This is a genomic window from Janthinobacterium sp. GW821-FHT03A03, from assembly GCF_059421435.1.
Window position 1 is genome coordinate 66,478 of the sequence record NZ_JBWKUZ010000009.1, and the last position, 21,855, is coordinate 88,332.

The following is a 21,855-nucleotide window of genomic DNA, read 5'->3' on the forward strand; positions in this document are numbered from 1 at the left end:
ATTTGTTAGATTGGAAAATCCATGACCAAAACCGTACCTGCCAAAAAAGCCGACAGCGCGCCCGTATCGATGTTCCCTACGAGCGCTTCGATCAATGCGGCCGCAGCCAAGGCCGCGCCTGCCAGCAAACCTGCCGCCAAGCCTGCCGCCAAGCCGGTGGCAAAGGCCGCCGCCAAGCCAGTGGCGGCCAAAGCCGCCGCAGCGAAGCCTGTTGCCGCCAAGCCTGCCGTAGCCAAGCCTGCCGTAGCCAAGGCGCCGGCCGCCAAGCCGGCGGCCAAGGCCGTGGCTGCCAAGCCAGTCGCGAAAGCCGCCGTCAAGCCAGCCGCGCCGGCCGCTGTCAAGCCAGTCGCCAAGGCGGCCGTCAAGCCAGTTGCCAAGGCGGCCTCCAAGCCGGTCGCGAAAGCTGCGGCCAAACCGGTGGCCAAAGCCGCCGCCAAGCCGGCCGCCGTGAAAAAAGCGCCGGCCGCCAAGGTCGCCGCCGTCAAGGAAAAAGCCCGCAAGCCGAAGCTGGTGCGCGACAGCTTCACCATGCCGGAAGCCGAGTATGAAGTCCTGGGCCAGGTCAAGAAGGCCTGCCTGAAAGCCGGTTTCGAGATCAAGAAAAGCGAATTGCTGCGCATCGGCGTGGCGCTGATCAGCCAGATCGACCTGGCGACCCTGCAAAACGTGCTGGCCGGCCTGCCGCAGCTGAAAACGGGCCGTCCGAAGAAGGATTGAGGTTGACGGCAGGGCGGTCCCGCGTGGACTGCCGCCTGCTTGCCCATTCTGGTTTACCATGGGGGCTGTACTAGTTCCCCATGGTTGCCATGTCAGAAGAAACAGAGATCGAACGCGCCGGCTTCGTCGAGCGCGCCATTGTCCGCCACCGCGCGGGCGATTCCACTGCCGCCATCGACCACATCGCCGAGGAAATCCCCGTCGCGCTGGTCTTCAACGGCATTTCCCACGTCGTCATGATGGCTACGCCGCGCGACCTCGAAGCGTTCGCGTACGGCTTCGCGCTGACGGAAGGCGTGGTGGCATCGGCTGCCGCCATTTTCGACTGCGAAGTGTTGCTGCGCCCCGATTCCGCCGAAGTGGCGCTGACCATCGCGCAGGAAGATTTCGTGCGCCTGAAGGACCGCCGCCGCGCGCTCACGGGCCGCAGCGGCTGCGGCGTGTGCGGCATCGACAGCATCGATATGCTCGACCTGCATCCGGAAGCGCTGCCGCCGTCCCTGATCCGGGTCGACCTGCCGGCTGCGCTGGCGCGCGCCGCCAGCGGTTTGCGCGAACACCAGGCGCTGATGCGGGAAACGGGCGGCGTGCATGCGGCTGCCTGGTGCACGCCGGACGGAGACATCGTGCGGGTGTGCGAGGATATCGGCCGGCATAACGGACTCGATAAGCTGATCGGCCATCTCGCGCTGCAAGATGCCGACATGCGGCGCGGGTTTGTTTTCCTGTCCAGCCGCGGCAGCTACGAGCTGGCGCGCAAGGCTGCGCGCATGCGGATTCCCCTGCTGGCGACGATTTCCGCCCCCAGTTCGCTGGCCATTTCCATCGCCGTGCAGGCGGGCATGAAGCTGGTGGGCTTCTGCCGCCAGGATGCCTGGGTCGATTACACGCCCGGCATCACGCTCTAAGTTCACTGCGCCGCCGCGCGCCACGCCGCCGGCCCATGCGCCGGTCAGGTCCGCCATGCCGGCATCGGCAAAGCGCGCCATGGCGGTGCCGGCCAGATTGGAAGGGGAGTGTGGTAATTCTGCACGATCCTGCCATGGTATTGACTTGCGTCATGGAAATGACATTCGGCTGTCATTTTCCTGACATATTAGGCAAGTACGCTGGAGTCGTCTTGATCACAGGGGATGAAACCATGCAAAACCTAATTGCGTCAAACGAAGCAAAGTCCCGGCCGGTCCAACTGGTGCTGAGCCAGGCCACTACAGCTGCGGAATTGCGCGAAGTACAGCGTCTGCGCTACAAGGTGTTTATCGAGACCATGGGCCTGACGTCGTTGGCCAATGCCGATGGCCTCGACAGCGATGAATTCGACGAGCACTGCGATCATCTGATCGTGCGCGACGCCGACACCCTGAAAGTGGTGGGAACTTACCGCGTGCTGAGCGCGGCCAAGGCCGCCAAGATTGGCCGCCTGTATTCGGAAAACGAGTTCGACCTGAGCCGCCTGAACAATCTGCGCGGACGCATGGTCGAAGCGGGCCGCGCCTGCATCCATCCCAAGTACCGGGGCGGCAGCGTGATCATGCTGCTGTGGTCCGGGCTGGCCGAATACATGCGCCGCGAACGCTGCGACTACCTGGTGGGCTGCGCCAGCATCAGCCTGGCCGATGGCGGCCACAATGCCGTCGCCGTCTACCAGGCGCTGGCCGAGAAGCACATGGCCCCAAGCGAGTACCGCGTCACGCCGCACCTGCCTTTCCCCATCCACCAGGTGGAAGCGGCGCACAAGCCGCAGGTGCCGCCGCTGATCAAGGGCTATCTGCGTTCGGGCGCGTGGATTTGCGGCGAACCGGCCTGGGACCCCGATTTTGAAAGCGCCGACATGTTCATGATGATGCCTCTGGCGAATCTGGACGAGCGTTATGCGCGCCATTACGGAGTGGTGCCTGGCTGATACCCTGCAGTGACGCCTGCAGCTGGCTGGCCAGCGCCTGCGCGGCGCTGCGCAAGCCGGTTTCCGCGCCGTCCGGCGGCAGCAGGTCGAGCAGGAAGCGCAGGGGCACGGTGATCGCTTCGGGTTCGCCGATGCTGCCGTGGCGCAGCACGGCGTCGCGGTACAGCGCCAGGAAGGCGGCGCGCGCCGGCGCGTCGAAGGGCTGGCCGTCTGGCACCTGCCACAGGGCTGCCAGCAGGGCGGCGCGCACGGGGGCGCCGGCGTCGATGGCGCGGTGTTCGTCCGCGTGGCGCTGGCGCGCATAGGCAACGGCGTCGTGCAGCAAGTCCCCCAGCTGCGGGTGCAGCGCCTGCCAGGCGCTGTCGTCGCCATGGGCCTTGAGCAGCAGCGCGCCCGCCAGTACCTGAAAAATCAGGTGGCAGTCGGCTGCGCCGCTGCGCCGCCGTGCTTCCTCCAGCGCGGCCAGGCAGGCGTCCGTCATGGCGCGCAGTGCCGGCGCGCCGGATTGCCCTTCGCTGCAGGCCAGGCGCGCCTGCAAGGCCCAGTAGCGGCCCAGCAGGGCCAGGCGCTGCGCCGTCGGCGCCAGTGCGATCAGCAGGTCGATATGCTGTTTACCGTCGTGCATCAATTGCCGGCCCAGCGCCGTATCGGGCACGGCCGGCACCTCGATGCCGGCGCCCGCATCGAGGCCGCACAGGGCCGCGCCCTGGCGTATCTCCAGCTCAGCCCAGTGCGCCAGCGCGCGCAGGGACACCCTGCCGTCCGCCGCGCTGTGCGCCGCCCGATAGTGTTCGATGGCGCGCAGGGTATTGTCTAGCCCGCCGAGGCCGGCGCGCGTGGCGGCCATGTTTTCGCGGATGTCGGCGCAACCGAAAAAGCGCGCGCGCACGGCTTCCTCGATGCTGCCCAGCTTTTCCTCGATGGCCGCGCGGCGCGCCGCATCGGCGCCCGCCAGGCGCGCGTGCAGGGTTTCCAGGTCGGCCAGCAGGTGGCCGTGGTAGTGGTAGGCGGGGGCCTGCCATGGCCGGCTTTGCGTATTCGGAAAATGGTAGTGGTCATCACCGTACGCCTGGTAGGCGCCCCAGGTATTCGAGGTGGGGAAGTGCAGGTAGGCCGCCTCGCGCGCCAGGCGCACGGCGTCGCCGAAGAATTCGCCGCTCAGCATGGCGTGATAGAAGCTGTGCGCGAAAATGCTGGCCGCCTGGTCGTCGATGCGCCAGCCGGCCGCGATCACCGCCTGCGCGCCCATTTCAATGAAGGCCGTGGCCAGGCTGGCGGCCAGCTTGGACCATGGCGCGATGGCGTCCGGGCGCATGTCGCCCAGGTGGCAGCAATTGATGAAGACGAATTGCGGCACGCGTTTGAGCTTGCTCACCTGCGCCGCCGTCAGCCGCGTCTTTGGTCCCAGCACCAGGCCCGTATGCGCGATGCCGGGGCCGGCCACCTCGCCGTGACCGGCCAGGTGGATGGCGAAATAACGTTCGTCGAACAGGTGCACCAGCACGCGCTGCGCCTGCGGGCGCAGCAGCTCGCGCACCTGGTAGCCGTACGCGCCGAACATGCGCGTCACGTCCTGCGCCTCGGCTTGCGCGCCGGGCAGCTCGGGCAGGCCTGAATCCGTGTCGCCGATCACCAGCACGCTGTTGCTGGGCGGGCTGGTGGCGGGCGGCTGTTCGCGCAGGCTGGCCAGCTGGCGCACCATGCCGATGCGCGTCGACAGCGGGCTTTCCTCGCTGCCTGCCTCGTCGCGCATGAGTTCCCACGGGTAGATGGCGGCGCTCTGGTCGACGGCCAGGATCAGCCCGCGCATCTCGGGAATGGCCGCCTTCAGGCCATTGGGCAGCATCAGTTCGTACAGCGCGCGCGACAGGCCCGGCTGGTCGGTGGTGTTGTCGGTGGCGTCCATGATCAGGCCATCGACGGCCTGGCGCTGGTTCGGCTCTTCGTCGACGCTGTTGTGGGCGCGGTCCGTCAACAGCGTGAAGCGCAGGGCGCCGGACAGGTCGGCGGCGACGATCTGCACGCGGCGCCAGCCGTTGTCGCCGCTCAGGCTGGGCAGGATGCGACGGTAGCCGCCGGGGCTGTGGCGGATGCGCCGCTCGAACGTGAAGCTGCCCTGGTAGCGCGCCTCGGCCATGATCTGTTCGATGGCCATGGCGGCGGCGATGGCGCGCGCCTCGGACTGTTCATAGATGGCGATATGGCCGATGCGGCAGGCCATGCCCGCGTCTTCCAGGCGCCGGTTGGCGCTGCGCGCGCCGTCGATCAGGGCGCGCGCGCACAGGGCGATGCTCAAGCCGCCATAGCCGGAACCGGACAGCAGGCTGGCCACGCGCAAGCCGTGTTCGCCCATCGGCGGCGTGGCGACATGACCGGCGGCGCGCACCTGCATGCAGACGCACGCGTATTCGAGCAGGCCGCCGGCGAATGCGCGCGCCAGTTCGCCCGGCGTCAGTTCGCCCAGCGCGCCCAGGCCGATGACGATGGCGCCGCCGGGCCGGCGCGCCGCGTCCGGCTGCAGCACCACCAGCGCCGCATCGGGGCGTTGCGGGAAGCGTCCCAGCGCATGGATTTCCTGCAGCCGGCCCGCCAGCAGGCGGTCCAGAAAGCTCATGCTGCCGCGCAGCGATTCGTAGGCATAGCAGCCGCTCATGACGGGAGCGTCGGCCGAAGCCATGCTGCCGTGGATGACGGAAATGCCCAGGCCCGCCGGCGGGCTTTCCGGCGCCAGGGCGGGGCGCGCCGCGCCGACGGCCGCGTCGAGCAGTTCCTGCGGCTGCGGATACAGCGGCGGCACGTCGGCGGGCTGGGGGCGGAAGCGCGGCGGCACGCCGCCCGGCGGATGCGGCGGATGCCTGGCCAGCTGGGCGCTGTTGCCGCTGTCGAGCAGCTGCGCGATGGCTGGATACAGCGCCTTTTGCAGCAGCAGGTCGCCGTGCGCAGCCGGCAGGTACCAGGCGCGCACGCCGTCCGGAACGGCGCCGTCCCATGCCGTGCGGCCGTCGCCTTCCGCCGACCAGGCCACGTCGATGCCGCCGTCGCGCAGGCGCAGCGCGACGGGGGTGTCGGCGCAGCCGGCCAGGTAGCTGCAGTGGCGCGCGTCGGGCGGCGCGGCGTCCAGCAATGCCACGGTGGCGCGCGCCGCCTGCAGGGCCGCCGCCGCCGGCGCATGCCAGCCGCCGGGCAGGCCGGACTGCCGGTCGCCGTCGGCCAGCCGGGTCCAGGCGTCCGGGTCAAAATAATCGATGCCGCCCGGCGCAGCGCGGGCGGCGGGCCACGGCAGCATTTCCAGCACGCCGGGAAAGTCGCGCACGAAGCCGAGGAACTGGCGCCGCGTGTGCTTCCAGCCTATCCAGCTGGCCAGCATCCGCACCAGCGGATCGCGTCCCAGCAGCACCTGCACCATGGCCTGCGTGCCCCGGTTGGGCGTGCCCACCTGCAGCAGGCGGCTGCCTGGAATGGCGCCAAAGCGCTGCCAGCGGTCTTTCAGGGCCAGGCGCGCCGCCAGCCCGCCCATGCCGTGGGCGACGATGCGCAGCGGCTGGCCGCGCTGTTCGGCATCGCGCATGGCGTCGTCGAGCACGGGCAGGAAGGCGGCGCAGGTGTCCTGCAGCGAGAGGCGCCAGTCATACGTAAAGGGGCGCACTTCCTGGCTTTGCGCGAGAAACCGGGCGAACGGCTCATAGCAGGATTCGAGCCAGCCGGCGCTGACGATGTGCGGCTGGCCCACGGCCAGGCGCTCGATACGTCCCTCGACCAGGTTGACGGGGTCGAACCAGATGCGGTTGCTGCCCACCTGCAGGTGGCTGCCCATGATGTCGGGCAGCAGCAGCACGATGGGCGCCTGCGCGCGCCGTTTCGGCACTTCGCCGCCGCGCGCCAGCATGCCGTGCTCCATGCCGGCCAGCGGCTCGTAGGCCGCGTCGTCGCCGGCCAGCGCCTGCAGCGCGGCCGTGCCGGAAGGGGCGCGCTCGAAGTAGTTCAGGTGGTGCACCTGCGGCCCGCGCAGCAGCAGTTGCCGCACGGGCGTGCTGCGCACGGCGCCGCCCGCCATCGCGGCGCAATTGACCACCAGGTCGTTCTGGCCGCCGTAGAAAATCTCGCCGAGGCAGTCGCCCAGCCAGCCCAGCAGGCTTTCGCCGCTGCAGGCGCCGGCCAGCACGTGCAGGGGGCTGGCCACGCGCACGTCGGGCGCGTTGAGCAGGGCTACCAGCGGCGAGTCGGGCATCATCGCTTCCAGGCCGGGCAGGATGCGCGCGTCGCAGCGCTGACGCACCACGGCCAGCAGGAAGGCCGCCGCGCCATCGGGCGCCTCGGCCGGCGCCGCGCCCGGGTCGGCGCCGTGCAGCAGCAGGTTGAACATCACGCTGGCCCAGCGGTCCAGGCGGCCCGACATCAGGGTGGTGCCGCGCGCGGGACAGGCCACGCGCACGAAGCGGGCGACGCGGATGGCACGCGCCTTCAGTTCCACGCTCAGTTCGCGCAGGCGCGCCGCATCGTCGGCGTAGCCGGCGCGCCCGCACAGCTGCGACTGCGCCGTGAAGTGTTCGATATCGTGGTTGTTGAACGCTTCGCCGCCCACCGTGTTCTCGCTCAGGCGGCCCAGGCCGTCGCTGGCCAGGTCGACGGCGCCGCGGCTGTCGATGCGCTGCGCGCGCGCCAGCAGTTCGCCCACGAGGCCGCCGCGCGAATGGGCCAGCAGGTGCAGCACGGCGCCGTGCGGCAACTGGCGCACGAGGGCCAGCGCGTTCTGGATCGGGCTTTCGCTGAGGCTGCGGTGTTCGTAGCCGTAGATGCGGTTGCCATACTGTGCCGCCAGCTGCGGCGCCAGGCCGTTGCGCCACAGGCCGCCAAAGCTGCGCTGGGTGGACGCCGCCGTGCCGTGCAACAGCAGCAGCACGGGTTCCGGCCCGGCGGGCAGGCTGGCGACCTGGGTCATGGCCCCTTCGATACCGCAGCGGTACAGGCCCAGGCGCTGCTCGAGCTGGCGGTCCTGGAAGGCGCCGGCCGCCGCCAGCGCCGTCATGGCGCCGGCGCCGGCGCGGTAGACGCGCAGGGCCCGCAGCATCCAGGCGCCCAGGCCGTCGCGGCTGGCGCCGGGCGGCGCGCGCACGGCGTGCGGCCGCAGGGCCAGCCCCACGTCGATGGCGGCCGGCGCACGGTCGCGCGACGGCGTGGCGGCGCCCAGGTAGCGCGGCAGGTCGGCGCTGCTGGCCAGCAGCGAGCTGCCGTCGCACAGCAGCAGCTCCACCACGTCGGCAGGGCCGATGTCGAGCGAGACACGGCTGCTGCCGGCGCCGCGCGCGCCGGACAGCACGTAGCTTGCGCTGTCCCAGCCGGGCGCGACGGGGCCGTCGCCGGCACGGGCAAGGGGATCGCGCGTGAGCGTCAGGCGCAGCTCGGGCGGCGCGGGCAGGTCGCTGGGCATGCTGTCGGGACGGTGGCCTAAAAGCTGACCTTGATACGGGAGACGGGAGTGCGTGTTGCGTCAGATCAAGCGAGGGCGGGAATTCTGTCGGGCGAGGGGCGTGGCAAGGCGAACGGAAGGGGGCTGGAGCGGGTGGCGGCAGAAACGGACAGCAAGGTTTGGGCTGGGTCTCTTCGCTATCAGGCTCGGGTGCTCTGCGGTGAGCGAACTGCGCGAATTTTATGGCAAAAGTTCATGGCGCCGGGGACCTGGGTGCCTGGCATGGCAATACTGCAGCAAGATGTTTCAATGTACCGGGGTGGCCGATAGTTCCTTCAGTTCGCGGATGGTGATATCCGATTTTTCATGCATGCGCAATAAAATCGTTGCACCGACCGACAATTTGCCGTGCCGAATCTTGCTGATGATGGGGGGCTGGACCTCGAGTACACGGCACAGTTCCGCATCATTTTTAAGATTCATCTTCTCGATCAGGGTATCGAGCAGCTTGTTGGGCACAAAACTCGATGGTTCGAGCGCGCGCGCCCGGTTCATCGCTTCAATCATTTCCAGCTTCTTTTGCCGAACGTTCATTTACTCCTCCTTCAGGTTATGCAAGGGACGAGACCACACTTATGCGGCCCCGGCTATAGTTCGTCATCGCAGTACTGCTGTCTGGGTGACGTGACAACATTCGCGTTAAACATTGATAACCAGGCAAGTGTTTTCAATAATACTACGATAACAAAACTTGTGACAGATGGTCAGTTAAATTAACTGATTGTTTGATCAATTCGGTTGACGATTGTTGTATTTTGTAATCCGCTCTTCGTTAGTATCATGGTCCTGTCCGCCATTTCGGCGGCGGCCAGCGAGTGCGTGACCATGATGGCGCAACTGCCGTTGGCCTTGATTTCGGCGCGCAGCAATTGCAGGATGCTGTGCGCCGTGTCCGGGTCGAGGTTGCCGGTCGGCTCATCGGCCAGCACCAGCGCCGGCTTGTGCACGAGCGCGCGGGCGATCGCCACGCGCTGCATTTCGCCGCCGGACAGCTGCTGCGGAAAGTCGCCGCCGCGTCCGCCCAGTCCGACCGCCTCGAGCATGCCGGCGGCACGCTCCTGGGGCAGGCCGTTGAGCAGCAGCGGCAGGGCCACGTTTTGCAGCAGGGTCAGGTGCGGCAAGACGTGGAAGGCCTGGAAAATAAAGCCCATGCGGGCACGACGCAGCCGGGTCGCGGCGGCGTCATCGAGGCTGGACATGGCAATGCCGTCCACCAGGATAGGGTGCGCTTCGGCGCCCGCATCGGGGGTATCGAGGCCGGCGATCAGGTTCAGCAGGGTCGATTTGCCCACGCCCGAGTCGCCCATGATGGCGATGAATTCTCCCGCCCGGAAGCGGCAGGAAAGGTTCGCCAGGACGGGCCGGGCATTGGCATAGGACTTCGACAGATGGCGCAATTCGAGCATGGTGTTAACGACTATCGTAAAGGGAGGCACGCGGGGGAGAGGGGGGCCTGGGAACTGCAATGGCGCGCGGATTGTTTGGCCGGCAATGTGGAGTATACGACAGGCTTATGCTTTTTGCTTGGCAATACCAATTTTGTGTGCACGCCGCGCGTTTGACCTTAAGTTACCTGGCGCACGGCTGGCTTGCGCGGATTCCGCTATGATGGAAAAAAGTCATCGGCAAAGGCGCCCGCAGACCGCTGCGGCTGGGGCGGCGCGCCCGGTGGCTGCCCGTGCAAGCCCTTCGTGAACCTAACATTGACGACGCCAGCCCATGACCACGCCACCCGCGCAGCACCTGTCCGATTTGTATCCCGCTAGCAACATAAAAGCGGCCAGCGCCACTCCAGCCACGATAGCCGAGATCAGCGCCGGCCTGCTGACGCGCGACGCCTGGACTTCGCCCAAGTACCTGTACGACGCGCTGGGCTCGAAACTGTTCGAGGCCATCTGCGCCTTGCCCGAGTATTATCCGACGCGCACGGAGGCGGCCATCTTTGCCCGCCACGGCGCCGATATCGCGCACGCGGTGGGGCCGGGCAGCACCCTGATCGACCTGGGCGCGGGCAATTGCGCCAAGGCGGCCAGCCTGTTTCCCCTGCTGCATCCGGCGCAATATGTGGCCGTGGATATTTCCTATGATTTCCTCAGTGAATCACTGAGCCGCCTGCAGCAGCGCTTTCCGCATATCGAGATGACGGGCCTGGGCCTGGATTTCTCCAGCCGCCTCGATTTGCCGGCCAGCGTGCGCGCCGCGCGCCGCCTGTTCTTCTATCCCGGCTCGTCGATCGGCAATTTTGCGCCGGAGCAAGCCATCGCCTTCCTGCGCCGCCTGCGCGCCAATTCCGACGGTGACGGCGGCCTGCTGATCGGCGTTGACCTGATCAAGGATGACGCCATCCTCGATGCCGCCTACGACGATGCGCTGGGCGTCACGGCCGCCTTCAACCTGAACATGCTGCGCCATGTGAACGGTTTGATCGGCGCCGATTTCGACGTGCGCGCGTGGCGGCACCACGGGTTTTTTAATGCTGACGAGAACCGCGTCGAAATGCACCTGGAAGCGCGCAGCGACCAAGTTGTCCACTGGAAAGGCGGCCAGCGCCGCTTCGCGAAAGGCGAACGCATCCATACGGAAGACAGCCATAAATATACGCGGGCGACCTTTGTCGGCTTGCTGGAGCAGGCGGGGTTTTCCACGGTGCAAGTCTGGACGGACCCGCAGCAGTGGTTTGCCGTCATGTACGCCAGAGTGATCCGAGACTAACAACGCCTGACCAAACCTGCTGCGCGTCGCGCTTTGCGGCCTGCGATGCTCACCGTACTAAAGTACGGTTGCGCTTCCTAGCCACCAATCACTGCCGCTTGCTACGGTTTTGTCAGGCGTTCAAGATGCCAACACAAAAAAACTACCATGCTGATCGATCATTACCATACCGTGCGCCAGCACTCGCTGCGGCTGGCCGCACCCCTGTCCGACGAGGATTGCGGCGCGCAGTCGATGCCGGACGCCAGCCCCGTCAAATGGCATCTCGCGCATACCACCTGGTTTTTCGAAACGTTTATTCTGGAAAGCATGGAAACGGCGTTCGCGCCGTTCCACCCCGCCTTCCGCGTGCTGTTCAACTCGTACTACAACGGCGTGGGCGAGAAGCACCCGCGGGCCCAGCGGGGCTTGCTGACGCGGCCTGGCATGGCGCAGGTGCGCGCCTACCGTACGGATGTCGATGCGCGCATCGCCCGCCTGCTGGCCGGCGAACTGGCGCCTGAGGCGCGTGAACGGCTGAGCATGCTGCTGGCGCTGGGCCTGGAACACGAGCAGCAGCACCAGGAGCTGCTGCTGACGGATGTCAAACACTTGCTGGCGCAGAGCGCACTGTTTCCCGCTTATCTGGACAATGCGCCGGACGGCAGGTTTGCGCCAGGGCAACAACAGGCAGCAACTGCGGCCTGGCTCGCCTTCGACGGCGGCCTGGCGCAGATCGGCCACGCGGGCGATGGTTTTTGCTTCGACAATGAATTGCCGCGCCACCCGCAGTACGTGGCGCCGTTCCAGCTGGCCAGCGCCCTCGTGACGAACGGCGAATTTCTCGCCTTCATCGAGGCGGGCGGCTACCGCACGGCCCATCTGTGGCTGGCCGAAGGCTGGGACTGGGTGCGCAGCCAGCAGCTGCACTGTCCGCTGTACTGGCAGCGCGATGATGCGGGACACTGGCTGGAATTTACCTTGTCCGGCCTGCAGCCGCTTGACCCGGGCTTGCCGGCCACGCACCTGTCGCTGTTCGAGGCCGACGCCTATGCGCACTGGGCCGGCGCCCGTCTGCCGACGGAAGGGGAGTGGGAGCTGGCCGCGCAGGGCGTGGAGGTGGCGGTGGGCCGGCTGCACCCGGCGGCCGTCACGCCGGGCGGGGGATTGCGGCAAATGTTCGGCCACTGCTGGCAGTGGACCAGCAGCAGCTACGCGCCCTACCCGGGCTACCGCACGGCGCCGGGCGCGCTGGGTGAGTACAACGGCAAGTTCATGCTGAACCAGTATGTGCTGCGCGGCTCTTCGTGCGTCACGCCGGCCGGCCATGCGCGCGCCAGCTACCGTAATTTCTTTCCGGCAAGCGCGCGCTGGCAGTTTGCGGGCATCCGCCTGGCGCGCCAGGTGGAATAGCGGCCTTACTGCAAGCGCTGGACGGCGGGCGCGGCGGGGCGGGCCGGCGCCTTGCCGGCGGCAGGCGCCGGCTGCTCCAGCTTGAACTGGCTGACCAGCGCTTCCAGTTCGCCCGCCTGTTCATGCATGGCGGCTGCCGCGGCGGCGGCCTGCTCGACCAGGGCCGCGTTCTGCTGCGTCGTCTGGTCCATCTGCATGATGGCCGCGTTGATCTGTTCGATGCCTTCGCTCTGCTCGTGGTTGGCGACGCTGATTTCGCCGACGATGGCGCTGACCCGGCCCACGCTGGTCACCACTTCCTCCATCGTGCTGCCGGCCTGGCTGACCAGCTGCGCGCCCTGGCCGACACGGCTGACGGAGTCGGCAATCAGTTCCTTGATTTCCTTCGCCGCCGCCGCCGAGCGTTGCGCCAGGTTGCGCACTTCCGAGGCCACGACGGCGAAGCCGCGTCCCTGCTCGCCAGCCCTGGCCGCTTCCACGGCCGCGTTCAGGGCCAGGATATTCGTCTGGAAGGCGATGCCGTCGATGACGGCGATGATGTCGACGATCTTGCGCGAGGAGGCGTTGATGGCGTCCATGGTGTCGATCACCTGGGCCATGGCCGTGCCGCCGCGCTGGGCGATGGCGGATGCCGAGCGGGCCAGACTGTCGGCCTGGCGCGCATTGTCGCTATTGCTGCGCACGGTGCCGGTCAGCTCGATCATCGACGAAGCCGTTTCTTCCAGCGCGCTGGCCTGCGCCTCCGTGCGGGCCGACAGGTCGGCATTGCCGCTGGCAATCTGGCTCGACGCCACGGCTATCGTGCCCGTGCCGCCGCGCACCTGGCCTACCAGGGTGGCCAGGTTGCGGTTCATGTCGTGCAGCGCGCGCAGCAGCTGGGCCATTTCATCGTTGCCCTCGGCCACGATCTTGCTGCTCAAGTCGCCCGCCGCCACGGCTTGCGCCACGCCAAGCGCATAGGCGACGGGCGTGGTGATCGAGCGCGTGACCCGCCATGCAAAGAGTATGCCCAGCAGCAAGGCGACCGTGCCCAGGCTGGCCATCAGCACATTTGCCGTGGAGATATTCTCGTGGATTTTCTGGCCGCCATGCACGACCACCTGGCGCTGCAGTTCGTTCAGGCGATTGACCGTATTTTGCAGCTGGTTCAGGGCGGGCAGGGTGTCGTCGCGCACGTGTCTGGCCGCTTCCGCGCGCTGGCCGGCCACCAGCAGCTTGTCGGCCTGGCTGAACGAGACCACATAAGCCTTGCGCTGCTGTTTCAGGGTGGCCAGCAGTTCCTTGGGCTCAGGCAACACGATCAGGCGGTCGAGGATGACCAGCGCCTCGGTGATGGTGGCCTTGTTGGCGTCGATTTCCCCGTGGATGGCGCTGGCGCGGGCCGGATCTTCATGGATGAACAGTTCCAGCACCAGCGCCGCGTTCGAGCGCGTGGTGCTGCGGATGGTGGCGATGGCATCCGCCTTGGCCCAGTCGCGTTCGATAATGGCGTCGCTGAGCGCGCCGATCTTGTCCAGCCTGAACAGGCCCGTGCCGACCAGCACAGCCATCAGCAGCAGCACCACGCCAAAGCCCGCACCCAGGCGCGCGCCTATCTTCATGTCCGTCAATTTCATACTCATTCCCTCGGTAGCTAATAGTCTGTCCCCGGTGGTCTTATTATGAGTCGATTATACGGCGCGTGATACTTCTTTTGCAGCAACAATTGCCCTACGGAAATGAAAAAGCGGCACGGCGATCAAGCCATACCGCTTTTTTTCCCCGTGTGAGAGGGAAAGCCGTTTTTAGGCGGCGCTGGCCGCCACGTCGGCCGCTGTTGTTTTTTCGGCTTCCGTCTGCCCGATGCGGCGGTTCACGGCCGACAGCACGGCCTTGAACGAGGCGGTGACGATATTGCTGTCGATGGCGGCGCCGAACAGGGTCGGACCGTTGTCGAGGCGCAATTCGACGTAGCAGGCCGCCTGCGCGTTGGCGCCGGAACCGATCGCGTGCTCATGGTAATCCATCAGCTTGATGTCGAGACCGAGCGCATTGACGAAGGCGTCGATGGGGCCGTTGCCGCCGCCCTGCAGGGCCAGCGGCGTGTGGCGGTGCGACAGGCTGATGTCGATCTGCACGGATTCATCGCTGCTCGTGTCTTCCACCATGCGGTGCGAGGCGTAGGCGTAGGGCGCCGTCTGCTCCAGGTACTCGCGCTGGAAGATTTCATGGATATCCTGGGCGGCGATTTCGCGGCCCGTGGCGTCGGCCACGGCTTGCACGGCGCGCGAGAATTCGATCTGCAGGCGGCGCGGCAAGACCAGGCCGTATTCCTGCTCCAGCAGGTATGCCATGCCGCCCTTGCCGGACTGGCTGTTGACGCGGATCACGGCGTCGTAGCTGCGGCCCAGGTCGGCCGGGTCGATCGGCAGGTAGGGCACTTCCCAGATGCTGTCCGGTTGTTGCTTGGCGAAACCTTTTTTGATGGCATCCTGGTGCGAGCCGGAGAAGGCCGTGAACACCAGGTCGCCCGCATACGGGTGGCGCGGGTGGACGGGCAGCTGGTTGCACTCTTCCACGCATTTGCGCACGGTGTCGATGTCGGAGAAATCGAGGCCCGGATGCACGCCCTGCGTGTACAAATTCATCGCCAAAGTGACGAGGTCGACGTTGCCGGTGCGCTCACCATTGCCGAACAAGCAACCTTCGACGCGGTCGGCACCCGCCATCACGGCCAGCTCGGCCGAGGCGACGGCCGTGCCGCGGTCATTATGCGGGTGCACGCTGATGATGATGGAATCGCGGCGCGCCAGCTTGCGCGACATCCATTCGATCTGGTCCGCATACACGTTCGGCGTGCTGCATTCCACGGTCGATGGCAGGTTGATGATCATCTTGTTGGCCGGCGTCGGCTTCCAGATGGCGCTGACGGCGTCGCAGATATGCTTGGAGAAATCGAGTTCCGTGGTGGAGAACGATTCCGGCGTGTATTCGAAGCCCCATTCCGTTTCCGGATGCTGGGCCACCAGCTGTTTGACCAGGGTGGTGCCGGTGGTGGCGATCTGCGTGATTTCTTCGCGCGACATGCCGAACACGACCTTGCGGAACACGGGCGCCACGGAGTTGTACAGGTGGACGATGGCGCGCTTGGCGCCGACGACGGACTCCACCGTGCGGCGTATCAATTCTTCGCGCGACTGGGTCAGCACGATGATGGTGACGTCGTCCGGGATGCGGCCTTCATCGACGAGTTTGCGCACGAAGTCGAAATCCGTCTGCGATGCCGATGGGAAACCCACTTCGATTTCCTTCAGGCCGATGGCGATCAGCATGTCGAAGAACCGCAGCTTCTTTTCCGCGCTCATCGGCTCGATCAGGGACTGATTGCCGTCGCGCAAATCGGTGCTCATCCAGATGGGCGGCTTGCTGATGATCTGGTTCGGCCATTGACGGTCGGTCAATTTGACGGGAGGAAAGGCGCGGTATTTGGAAGCTGGGTTTTGCAACATCATGATCGGGTACTCCTGAAGATAGGGGGAAATCAACGGTTGTGGCGCAAGCTTGCCGGGCGGCCACGCAACACTAGGCCAGGCAAGCGATCGGTAGCGGTAGCAGGGCGGCCGCGATGCCGGCAGGGGCGGTCGCAGCGGGGATTATGTGTACGTATGGGGATGGTGCAAACATCGTCAAACCTTCCAGGGTTTTTGAAACACGCCGGCGTGTGGCCAGGCGAAGCAATGCGGCAAACTTATGCGCGTGCTAGGTGTAGTCGCGATAGCGACAGCAGGGAAGGGGAGGAATGTTTGAAGGAGGACATGCATCCAATGTAAGGGAAGTGGGGCGCGGCTGTCAAGCAGATTTCAGCCGGGAACGCTGCTGCTGCCATGCCGCGGGTCGACTTATTGTTCTTGCGCAACTTACTTTTCTATCATTGTTGAATAATGCGGATTCCGTCTGGCGACATGTGTCGCCCGTCCTGCATGGGAGTCGGCTGCATGGAATCTTTGCTGAAATACTATGAACTGGAACTGGGCATGTTGCGTACGCACCAGCAGGAATTTGCCGTCCGCTATCCTGGTGTCGCTGCCGCACTGGGTATCGTGGGCAGCAACTGCCACGATCCGCATATCGAGCGCCTGATCGAGGCATATGCGCTGTGCAATGCCCGTACGGCCAAGAAGATCGATGATGCGCGTCATGTTTTCACCGAGTCCATGCTGGAAGTGAATTTTCCACACTACCTGAGGCCGTTTCCAGCGTGTTCGATTGCCCATGTGGATGCCAGTGGTGCGCTTGGCCAGGCCCGTGACGGCATCGACACGCTACCGCGCGGAACCTTGATGCATGCACCGCCATATCAGGGTGTCGTCTGCAAGTTTCGCACCGCCTATGATGTGGTGCTGGCGCCGCTCAGCCTCGCTGGCGCGCGTTTCGTTTCCATTCTTGACGTGACTGCGGCGATTAATCTGCCGTCCGAGATATCGACCGCGATTGCCATCGATATCGTGTCCACGTCGGCCACAGGCACGCTGGAGCAACTGGCCTTGCCTGGCGTGCGCGTCTTCATCGACGGCACGCCATCGCTGACGGCCACCTTGCGCGATGCCCTGTTTCTGCACGCCGCGTACGCCTGGATCGAAGCCGGAGGCGCGCAGTTGCCGCTGGCGCAAGTGCCGCTGCGCGCCGTCGGGTTTTTGCCGGAGGAAGCGCTGTTGCCGCGCAAGCCGGGTTCCCATCGTGCCTATTGCCTGTTGACCGAATACTTTGCCTTCCCTGACAAATTCCAGTTCTTCGATATCGACCTTGGCTTGATCACACCGCTTTTGCCGCCTGGATGCCGGCATTGGACGCTGTATGTCGGCCTGCGGGACATGCCCGTCAGCAGCGCTGGCGCACGCCTGCTGCGTTCTGTATCGGCAAGTAATTTGTTGCTTGCCTGCACGCCGGTGATTAATCTGTTCCAGCAAGCGGCAGCGCCGATCAGGCTGACGCACATGCACAGCGAATATCCGTTGCTCGCCGAACATAAATATGCGCACGCGTACGACATCCATAGTGTCGATGCCGTGCGCCTGGTGCGGCATGGCGCCCATGCCGGCACGGTGACGCACTGCCAGCCGTTTTATGCCATGCACCATGGGCAGGCTGGCGGAGCGAAGCGTCGTTACTGGGTGGCGCGGCGCGATGAAGCGCGGGCGCTCAGCCATCCCGGTTACGAAAGCAGCCTGGCGTTTGTCGACAGCGACGAGGACGATACCTATGACGGCCTGGCGACGGTATCGGTCGACCTGACGTGCAGCAATCGCGATTTGCCGAGCGCATTGCCATTCGGCGCGCCCGGCGGCGATCTGCGGCACGAGGGCGCTGCCGGCGCGCTGCCGGTGCGCCTGTTGCGCCAGCCCAGTCCGGCGTATCGCTTCAAGACCGACTTGCCTGCGCAAGCCCGTTTGCTGGCATTGTTGTCGTTGAATCATCAATCTTTGCTGGCCGATGGTGTCGCGCTGTTTCAGGAAATGCTGACACTGCATGATTTGCCCGCTTCCTTGATGTCACAACGGCAAATTCAAGGCATCAAGGCCTTGACGCAGCGCGCCAGCAGCACCTGGATGCCCGACGCCAGTGGCGGCGTGCTGGTGTTTGGCATCGATGTCTTGCTGACGGTGGATGAAGAGGCCTACGTCGGCAGTGGCCTGCATGTCTTTGCGCAAGTGATCGACCATGTGCTGGGCATGTATGTGCATGTCAACAGCTATTGCCGTTTGTTCTTGATTTCGCACAAAAGTGGGAAGGAGCTGCTGCGATGCCAGGCCCGCAATGGCCAGCAAGCACTGGCGTAATCGCGCTGCTGTCCCAGGCGCCATACCGTTTCGGTTTCTTTCAGGCCGTGCGCCTGCTCGAACGCTGGCTATGCCGGCAGGGAGCGTGCGCCGATTCCGCATTGCACGATGGATTGCGTTTCCATCAGAGCGTTGCGCTGGCCTTTCCTGCCTGTGAAATAGAGGCAGTGTGGCATGACGGCGAGCATGGCCGCCTGCACCTGCGGCCCAGTTTCATGGGCTTGCTGGGCGTGAATGGCACCTTGCCCCTGCACTATACGGAACGCCTGATTCGCCAGGAACGGGCCACGGGCGATGCCGGCGCGCGAGCCTTTCTCGATGCCTTGTCGCAACGCGCCCCCGTGCTGTTGTATCAGGCCTGGGCCGGCAGCCGGATCGAGTGTCAGGCCGACGCAAGCGGCCGCCCCGGCTTCCTGTCGTTGCAGCTGGCGCTGGCTGGCGCCTGGCCGTCGCGCCTGGCAAGTGCTGGCGCGCTGCCGCCGGAAGCGCTGGCTTACTACGCGGCGGCACTGCGGCAGCGGCCCGTCAGCGCCGCCTTGATGGTCGACGTGCTGGCTGATTATTTCGGCGTGCCCTTGCGCATCGAGTCCTTCGTCAGTACCTGGCACGTGCGCCCAGGCAATGAGCATTCCCTGCTCAACCTTGGCAATGTGAGTCTGGGGCAGGGTGCCATGCTGGGTGAGCGCTGCCGGCGCCGGGACTTGCGCTTGCGCCTTTACCTGGGTCCTCTGACGCGGGCGCAGTTTGACGATTTTCTTCCTGGAAATTCAGGCGCGCTGGCCTTAAAAAGCATGTTGAGCCTGTTTGGCATGCCTTCCATGCAATACGAAATCCGTCTGATCCTGCGCACTGCGGATGTGCACGGCAGCAGCCTGACGGACAGGATTGGGCAAGGGGCTGCTTGCCTGGGGCAGGCAGCGCGTCTGCTGGCGGGAGAGGCAAGCAGCGATTGCGACGCCATGCACTATGACCTCCGGTTTCCCGGCGCCGCTTGATGTGCCGCAATTGGCCGTCGGCAAATGCATGAATACTGATGAGCTGGGAGCGAGGCGTATCGGCATTGAGGGAGATGGAATGGAGAGCGCGGACGAATTCATGCAATTCATGCTGGCGGACAAGGAATTGAACTCCAGCAACCGGCCGTTGCGCCTGCGGCTGGCGTATGCGGACGGAATCAACGACGATGTGCTGTTGCCGCAGCGGGTAGATGGCCGCGAAGCCATTTGTGCTGGCCTCGAGTACAGCATAGGTTGCGTCTCGCTTGACGCGCATTTGCCGCTCAAGCAGTTCATCGGTGTGCCGGCCGAGTTGCAGATTGTCACCGATACGGGGCAATTGCGCAGCGTGTGCGGCATCGTCGCGCAGGCATCGGCCGGACTGAGCGATGGCGGCCTCGCCACTTACCGGCTGGTGCTGCACGATGCGCTGACCTTGATGGAAAAGCGCCGCAATACGCGGGTTTTTCGTGCCAAGACGGAGCTGGAGATCGTCGAACTGCTGATTGCCGAATGGCGGCTGGGCAACAGCATCATCGGTGCCACGTTCGCTTGCAAAATCGATCAGGCCCTGGCCGGCCGTCACTTTCCGGCGCGCGAGTTGACCATGCAGCACAATGAATCCGATGCCGCATTCATCCGGCGCCTGCTGCGGCGGCGCGGCATTTCCTGGGTCATCCAGCCTGGCGCCGCACAACATGGGGTATCCGACGCCATGCCCTCGCACGTTTTGTTGCTGTTCGACGACGCCAGCCGCCTGCCGGAGAATGTGGCGCCGGTCATCCGCTACCACCGGGCGGATGGCACTGAAGAGAGCGATACCATCACGGCCTGGGGCGCCGTACGCACTTTGCAGGCAGGCAGCACGGGGCGCCATAGCTGGGATTATGCTGCGCCGCGCAACCGCCAGTTCATGCAAACGGATGCGGGCGCGATGGCGGACCAGGGTGTCAGCGGCAATAGCCTGGCAACCAGCCTCGACGACTATTTTGTGGCGACGCCGCACTTGGGCAACGATGCAGAAGATTTTCGCCAGCTGGGTTTGCTGGCGATGGCGCGCCATGACGTGGAAACCAAGTGTTTTCATGGCGAGGGCGTGGTGCGCTCGCTGTGCGCCGGCCAGCAGTTCAGCCTGGAAGGACATCCGGAGATCGACCGGCACCGGCCGGATGGCCGGCGTTTCCTGGTCACGGCATTGGAGGTGCATGCCAGTAACAACCTGCCGCAAACCCTGGATGCCCGCCTCGCGCGCCTGTTCGCCTCCAATGGCTGGCAGGCGCAAGGAACGTCCTGGCTGCACGGCGAGACGGGGCAGGAAACGCCGCGTTATCGCATGCGCTTCAGTTGCGTCCGCTCCAGCGTGGTGCTGGTGCCCGCCTTCGATCCGCAACGCGATGTGCCCCAGCCGCAACTGCAAAGCGCTATCGTCGTCGGACCTGCCGGCGAAGAAGTGCATTGCGACGGACAGGGGCGCATCAAGGTGCGTTTCCCTGCCACCCGCGCGGCAGACCATGCGCACGCGCAAGGTTCCGGTGCCTCGGATACGGAGCGCGACACAGCCTGGCTGCGCGTCGTCGGCAATTGGGCTGGCGACGGACAGGGCAGCGCGCACCAGTGCGGCACCTTGGCATTGCCGCGCATCGGCTCGGAAGTGCTGATCGGATTTTTGGCGGGCGACCCTGACCGACCGATTGTACTGGGACAATTGTTCAACGCCGTGGCGCCGCCGCCGGCGCTCAGCAAGCGCGGTGCGCTGCCGGGCAACCGCTACCTGGCGGGCATGCGCAGCCGCGAAGTGCGCGGCCAGGGCGGCAATCAGCTGCGTTTCGACGATACGCCCCGGCAAATTAGTGCCCAGCTGGCCAGCGATCACGCCGCCACCGAGCTCAACCTGGGATTCCTCGTCGAGCCGCGCGCGGGCGGCGCTGGCCGGCAGCGTGGCGACGGATTCGAGTTGCGCAGCGATCACGGCGGCGCCGTGCGTAGCGGCAAGGCGCTGCTGCTGTCTGCCTGGCAGCGGCTCGACGCGACAGGCGGGCAGTTATCGGCCGAGGAACATCTGGCGTTGATGCAAGAGTGCCTGGACCTGTTCAAATCGCTGGGCGAGTACGCTGGCGCGCACCAGGCGCTGCCGGTCGACGCAGCGCCCGCCGCAGCCTTGAAGGAGGCGGTGGCGGGTGCCGAGGCGCCTGCGGCCAGCCTGACGGCGCCTGTGGGGCTGGCGCTGAGCAGCCCGAAGACCATCGTCAGCTACGCCGGCGTGAATGCCGACACGGTGGCGCAGCAGCATGTGCACGTGATCGCGGGCCAGCGCTGCAGCATGCAGGCCGGCGAGGGCGTTTCCGTGTTTGCCCACAAGGGCGGCATCACCCAGATTGCGCACCATGGCAAATTTCTCATGCAGAGCCAGTTTGACGAGATGCAGCTGAACGCCGCCAGGGCCCTGAAATTGACGGCCAATACCCGTCTGATCGGCATGGCGCAGGATGAAATCACGTTCATGACGGCCGGTGGCGCCTATCTGAAACTGGCGGGCGGCAACGTGGAACTGGGTGGGCCGGGTGCGCTGACCATCAAGACCGACGGTCATCACTGGAATGGCCCGGCCAGCAGCAAGGCTGAACTGCCCAGCTTTGACGAGGGCGACCTGGGCCGCTTGCCGCAGGTGCTTTCCGGCCTCGATGGCAGTCCCGTCGGCGGCGTCAAGATCGTCGTCGAGCGCGAAGATGGTTCGCAGCAAGTGGTCGATGCCGACAGCGAAGGCAAGGGTGCCGCCATCGTGGGCGACAGCCTGGAAAAACTCAAGGTGCGTATTTTCAGGCCGCGCGACTGAGCGTGGATAGTGCGTTGCCC

The 21,855-nt window shown here is 65.7% G+C and carries 13 protein-coding genes; 8 read left to right on the forward strand and 5 right to left on the reverse strand.

All coding sequences use genetic code 11. The annotated features are described in order from the left end of the window. Positions 1-21: 21 nt before the first annotated feature. From AC07VI_RS17810 to AC07VI_RS17820, 3 genes are all read left to right on the forward strand, one after another. A complete protein-coding gene (locus tag AC07VI_RS17810) occupies positions 22-717 on the forward strand; it encodes a hypothetical protein (protein ID WP_099375707.1) in 696 nt (231 codons plus the stop codon). A gap of 89 nt (positions 718-806) precedes the next feature. Next, positions 807-1,625 carry a formate dehydrogenase accessory sulfurtransferase FdhD gene (fdhD, locus tag AC07VI_RS17815; protein ID WP_492993578.1) on the forward strand — a complete coding sequence of 273 codons (819 nt, stop codon included), beginning with the start codon at positions 807-809 and terminating at the stop codon, positions 1,623-1,625. A gap of 233 nt (positions 1,626-1,858) precedes the next feature. Next, on the forward strand, positions 1,859-2,620 hold the full coding sequence (locus AC07VI_RS17820; RefSeq protein ID WP_086146342.1) for a GNAT family N-acetyltransferase: 762 nt from the start codon (positions 1,859-1,861) through the stop codon (positions 2,618-2,620). On the opposite strand, the gene AC07VI_RS17825 is transcribed toward AC07VI_RS17820, so the two are convergent. The 3 genes from AC07VI_RS17825 to AC07VI_RS17835 form a co-directional block, all read right to left on the reverse strand. Beyond that, positions 2,553-8,048, reverse strand: coding sequence for a CHAT domain-containing protein (locus tag AC07VI_RS17825; protein ID WP_494808810.1), 5,496 nt, complete (start codon positions 8,046-8,048; stop codon positions 2,553-2,555). The two genes, AC07VI_RS17820 and AC07VI_RS17825, sit on opposite strands and share 68 nt — an antisense overlap. A gap of 285 nt (positions 8,049-8,333) precedes the next feature. Further along, positions 8,334-8,621, reverse strand: a complete 288-nt coding sequence (locus AC07VI_RS17830) for a hypothetical protein (protein ID WP_034786045.1) — start codon at positions 8,619-8,621, stop codon at positions 8,334-8,336. A gap of 179 nt (positions 8,622-8,800) precedes the next feature. Beyond that, entirely contained in the window at positions 8,801-9,493 is a 693-nt protein-coding gene (locus AC07VI_RS17835; protein ID WP_086148219.1) for an ABC transporter ATP-binding protein, read from the reverse strand. A 313-nt stretch (positions 9,494-9,806) separates the two neighbouring features. Here AC07VI_RS17835 and egtD point away from each other — a divergent pair, with 313 nt between their 5' ends. Beyond that, positions 9,807-10,799 carry an L-histidine N(alpha)-methyltransferase gene (egtD, locus tag AC07VI_RS17840; protein WP_226936458.1) on the forward strand — a complete coding sequence of 331 codons (993 nt, stop codon included), beginning with the start codon at positions 9,807-9,809 and terminating at the stop codon, positions 10,797-10,799. 147 nt (positions 10,800-10,946) lie between these two features. Beyond that, positions 10,947-12,191 carry an ergothioneine biosynthesis protein EgtB gene (gene egtB, locus AC07VI_RS17845; RefSeq protein ID WP_492993583.1) on the forward strand — a complete coding sequence of 415 codons (1,245 nt, stop codon included), beginning with the start codon at positions 10,947-10,949 and terminating at the stop codon, positions 12,189-12,191. Between the two features lie 5 nt (positions 12,192-12,196). Here egtB and AC07VI_RS17850 read toward each other — a convergent pair whose 3' ends face one another. Further along, positions 12,197-13,807 carry a methyl-accepting chemotaxis protein gene (locus AC07VI_RS17850; protein WP_492993585.1) on the reverse strand — a complete coding sequence of 537 codons (1,611 nt, stop codon included), beginning with the start codon at positions 13,805-13,807 and terminating at the stop codon, positions 12,197-12,199. A gap of 168 nt (positions 13,808-13,975) precedes the next feature. Further along, positions 13,976-15,682, reverse strand: coding sequence for a 2-isopropylmalate synthase (leuA, locus tag AC07VI_RS17855; protein WP_086148221.1), 1,707 nt, complete (start codon positions 15,680-15,682; stop codon positions 13,976-13,978). Between the two features lie 429 nt (positions 15,683-16,111). Here leuA and tssF point away from each other — a divergent pair, with 429 nt between their 5' ends. The 3 genes from tssF (at position 16,112) to AC07VI_RS17870 (ending at position 21,835) form a co-directional block, all read left to right on the forward strand. Continuing rightward, on the forward strand, positions 16,112-18,007 hold the full coding sequence (tssF, locus tag AC07VI_RS17860) for a type VI secretion system baseplate subunit TssF (RefSeq protein WP_494808811.1): 1,896 nt from the start codon (positions 16,112-16,114) through the stop codon (positions 18,005-18,007). Further along, on the forward strand, positions 17,971-19,002 hold the full coding sequence (tssG, locus tag AC07VI_RS17865; RefSeq protein WP_492993587.1) for a type VI secretion system baseplate subunit TssG: 1,032 nt from the start codon (positions 17,971-17,973) through the stop codon (positions 19,000-19,002). Before tssF ends, tssG begins: the two co-directional genes overlap by 37 nt. 79 nt (positions 19,003-19,081) lie before the next feature. Continuing rightward, positions 19,082-21,835, forward strand: coding sequence for a type VI secretion system Vgr family protein (locus AC07VI_RS17870; protein ID WP_492993589.1), 2,754 nt, complete (start codon positions 19,082-19,084; stop codon positions 21,833-21,835). The last annotated feature ends 20 nt before the right edge of the window (positions 21,836-21,855 follow it).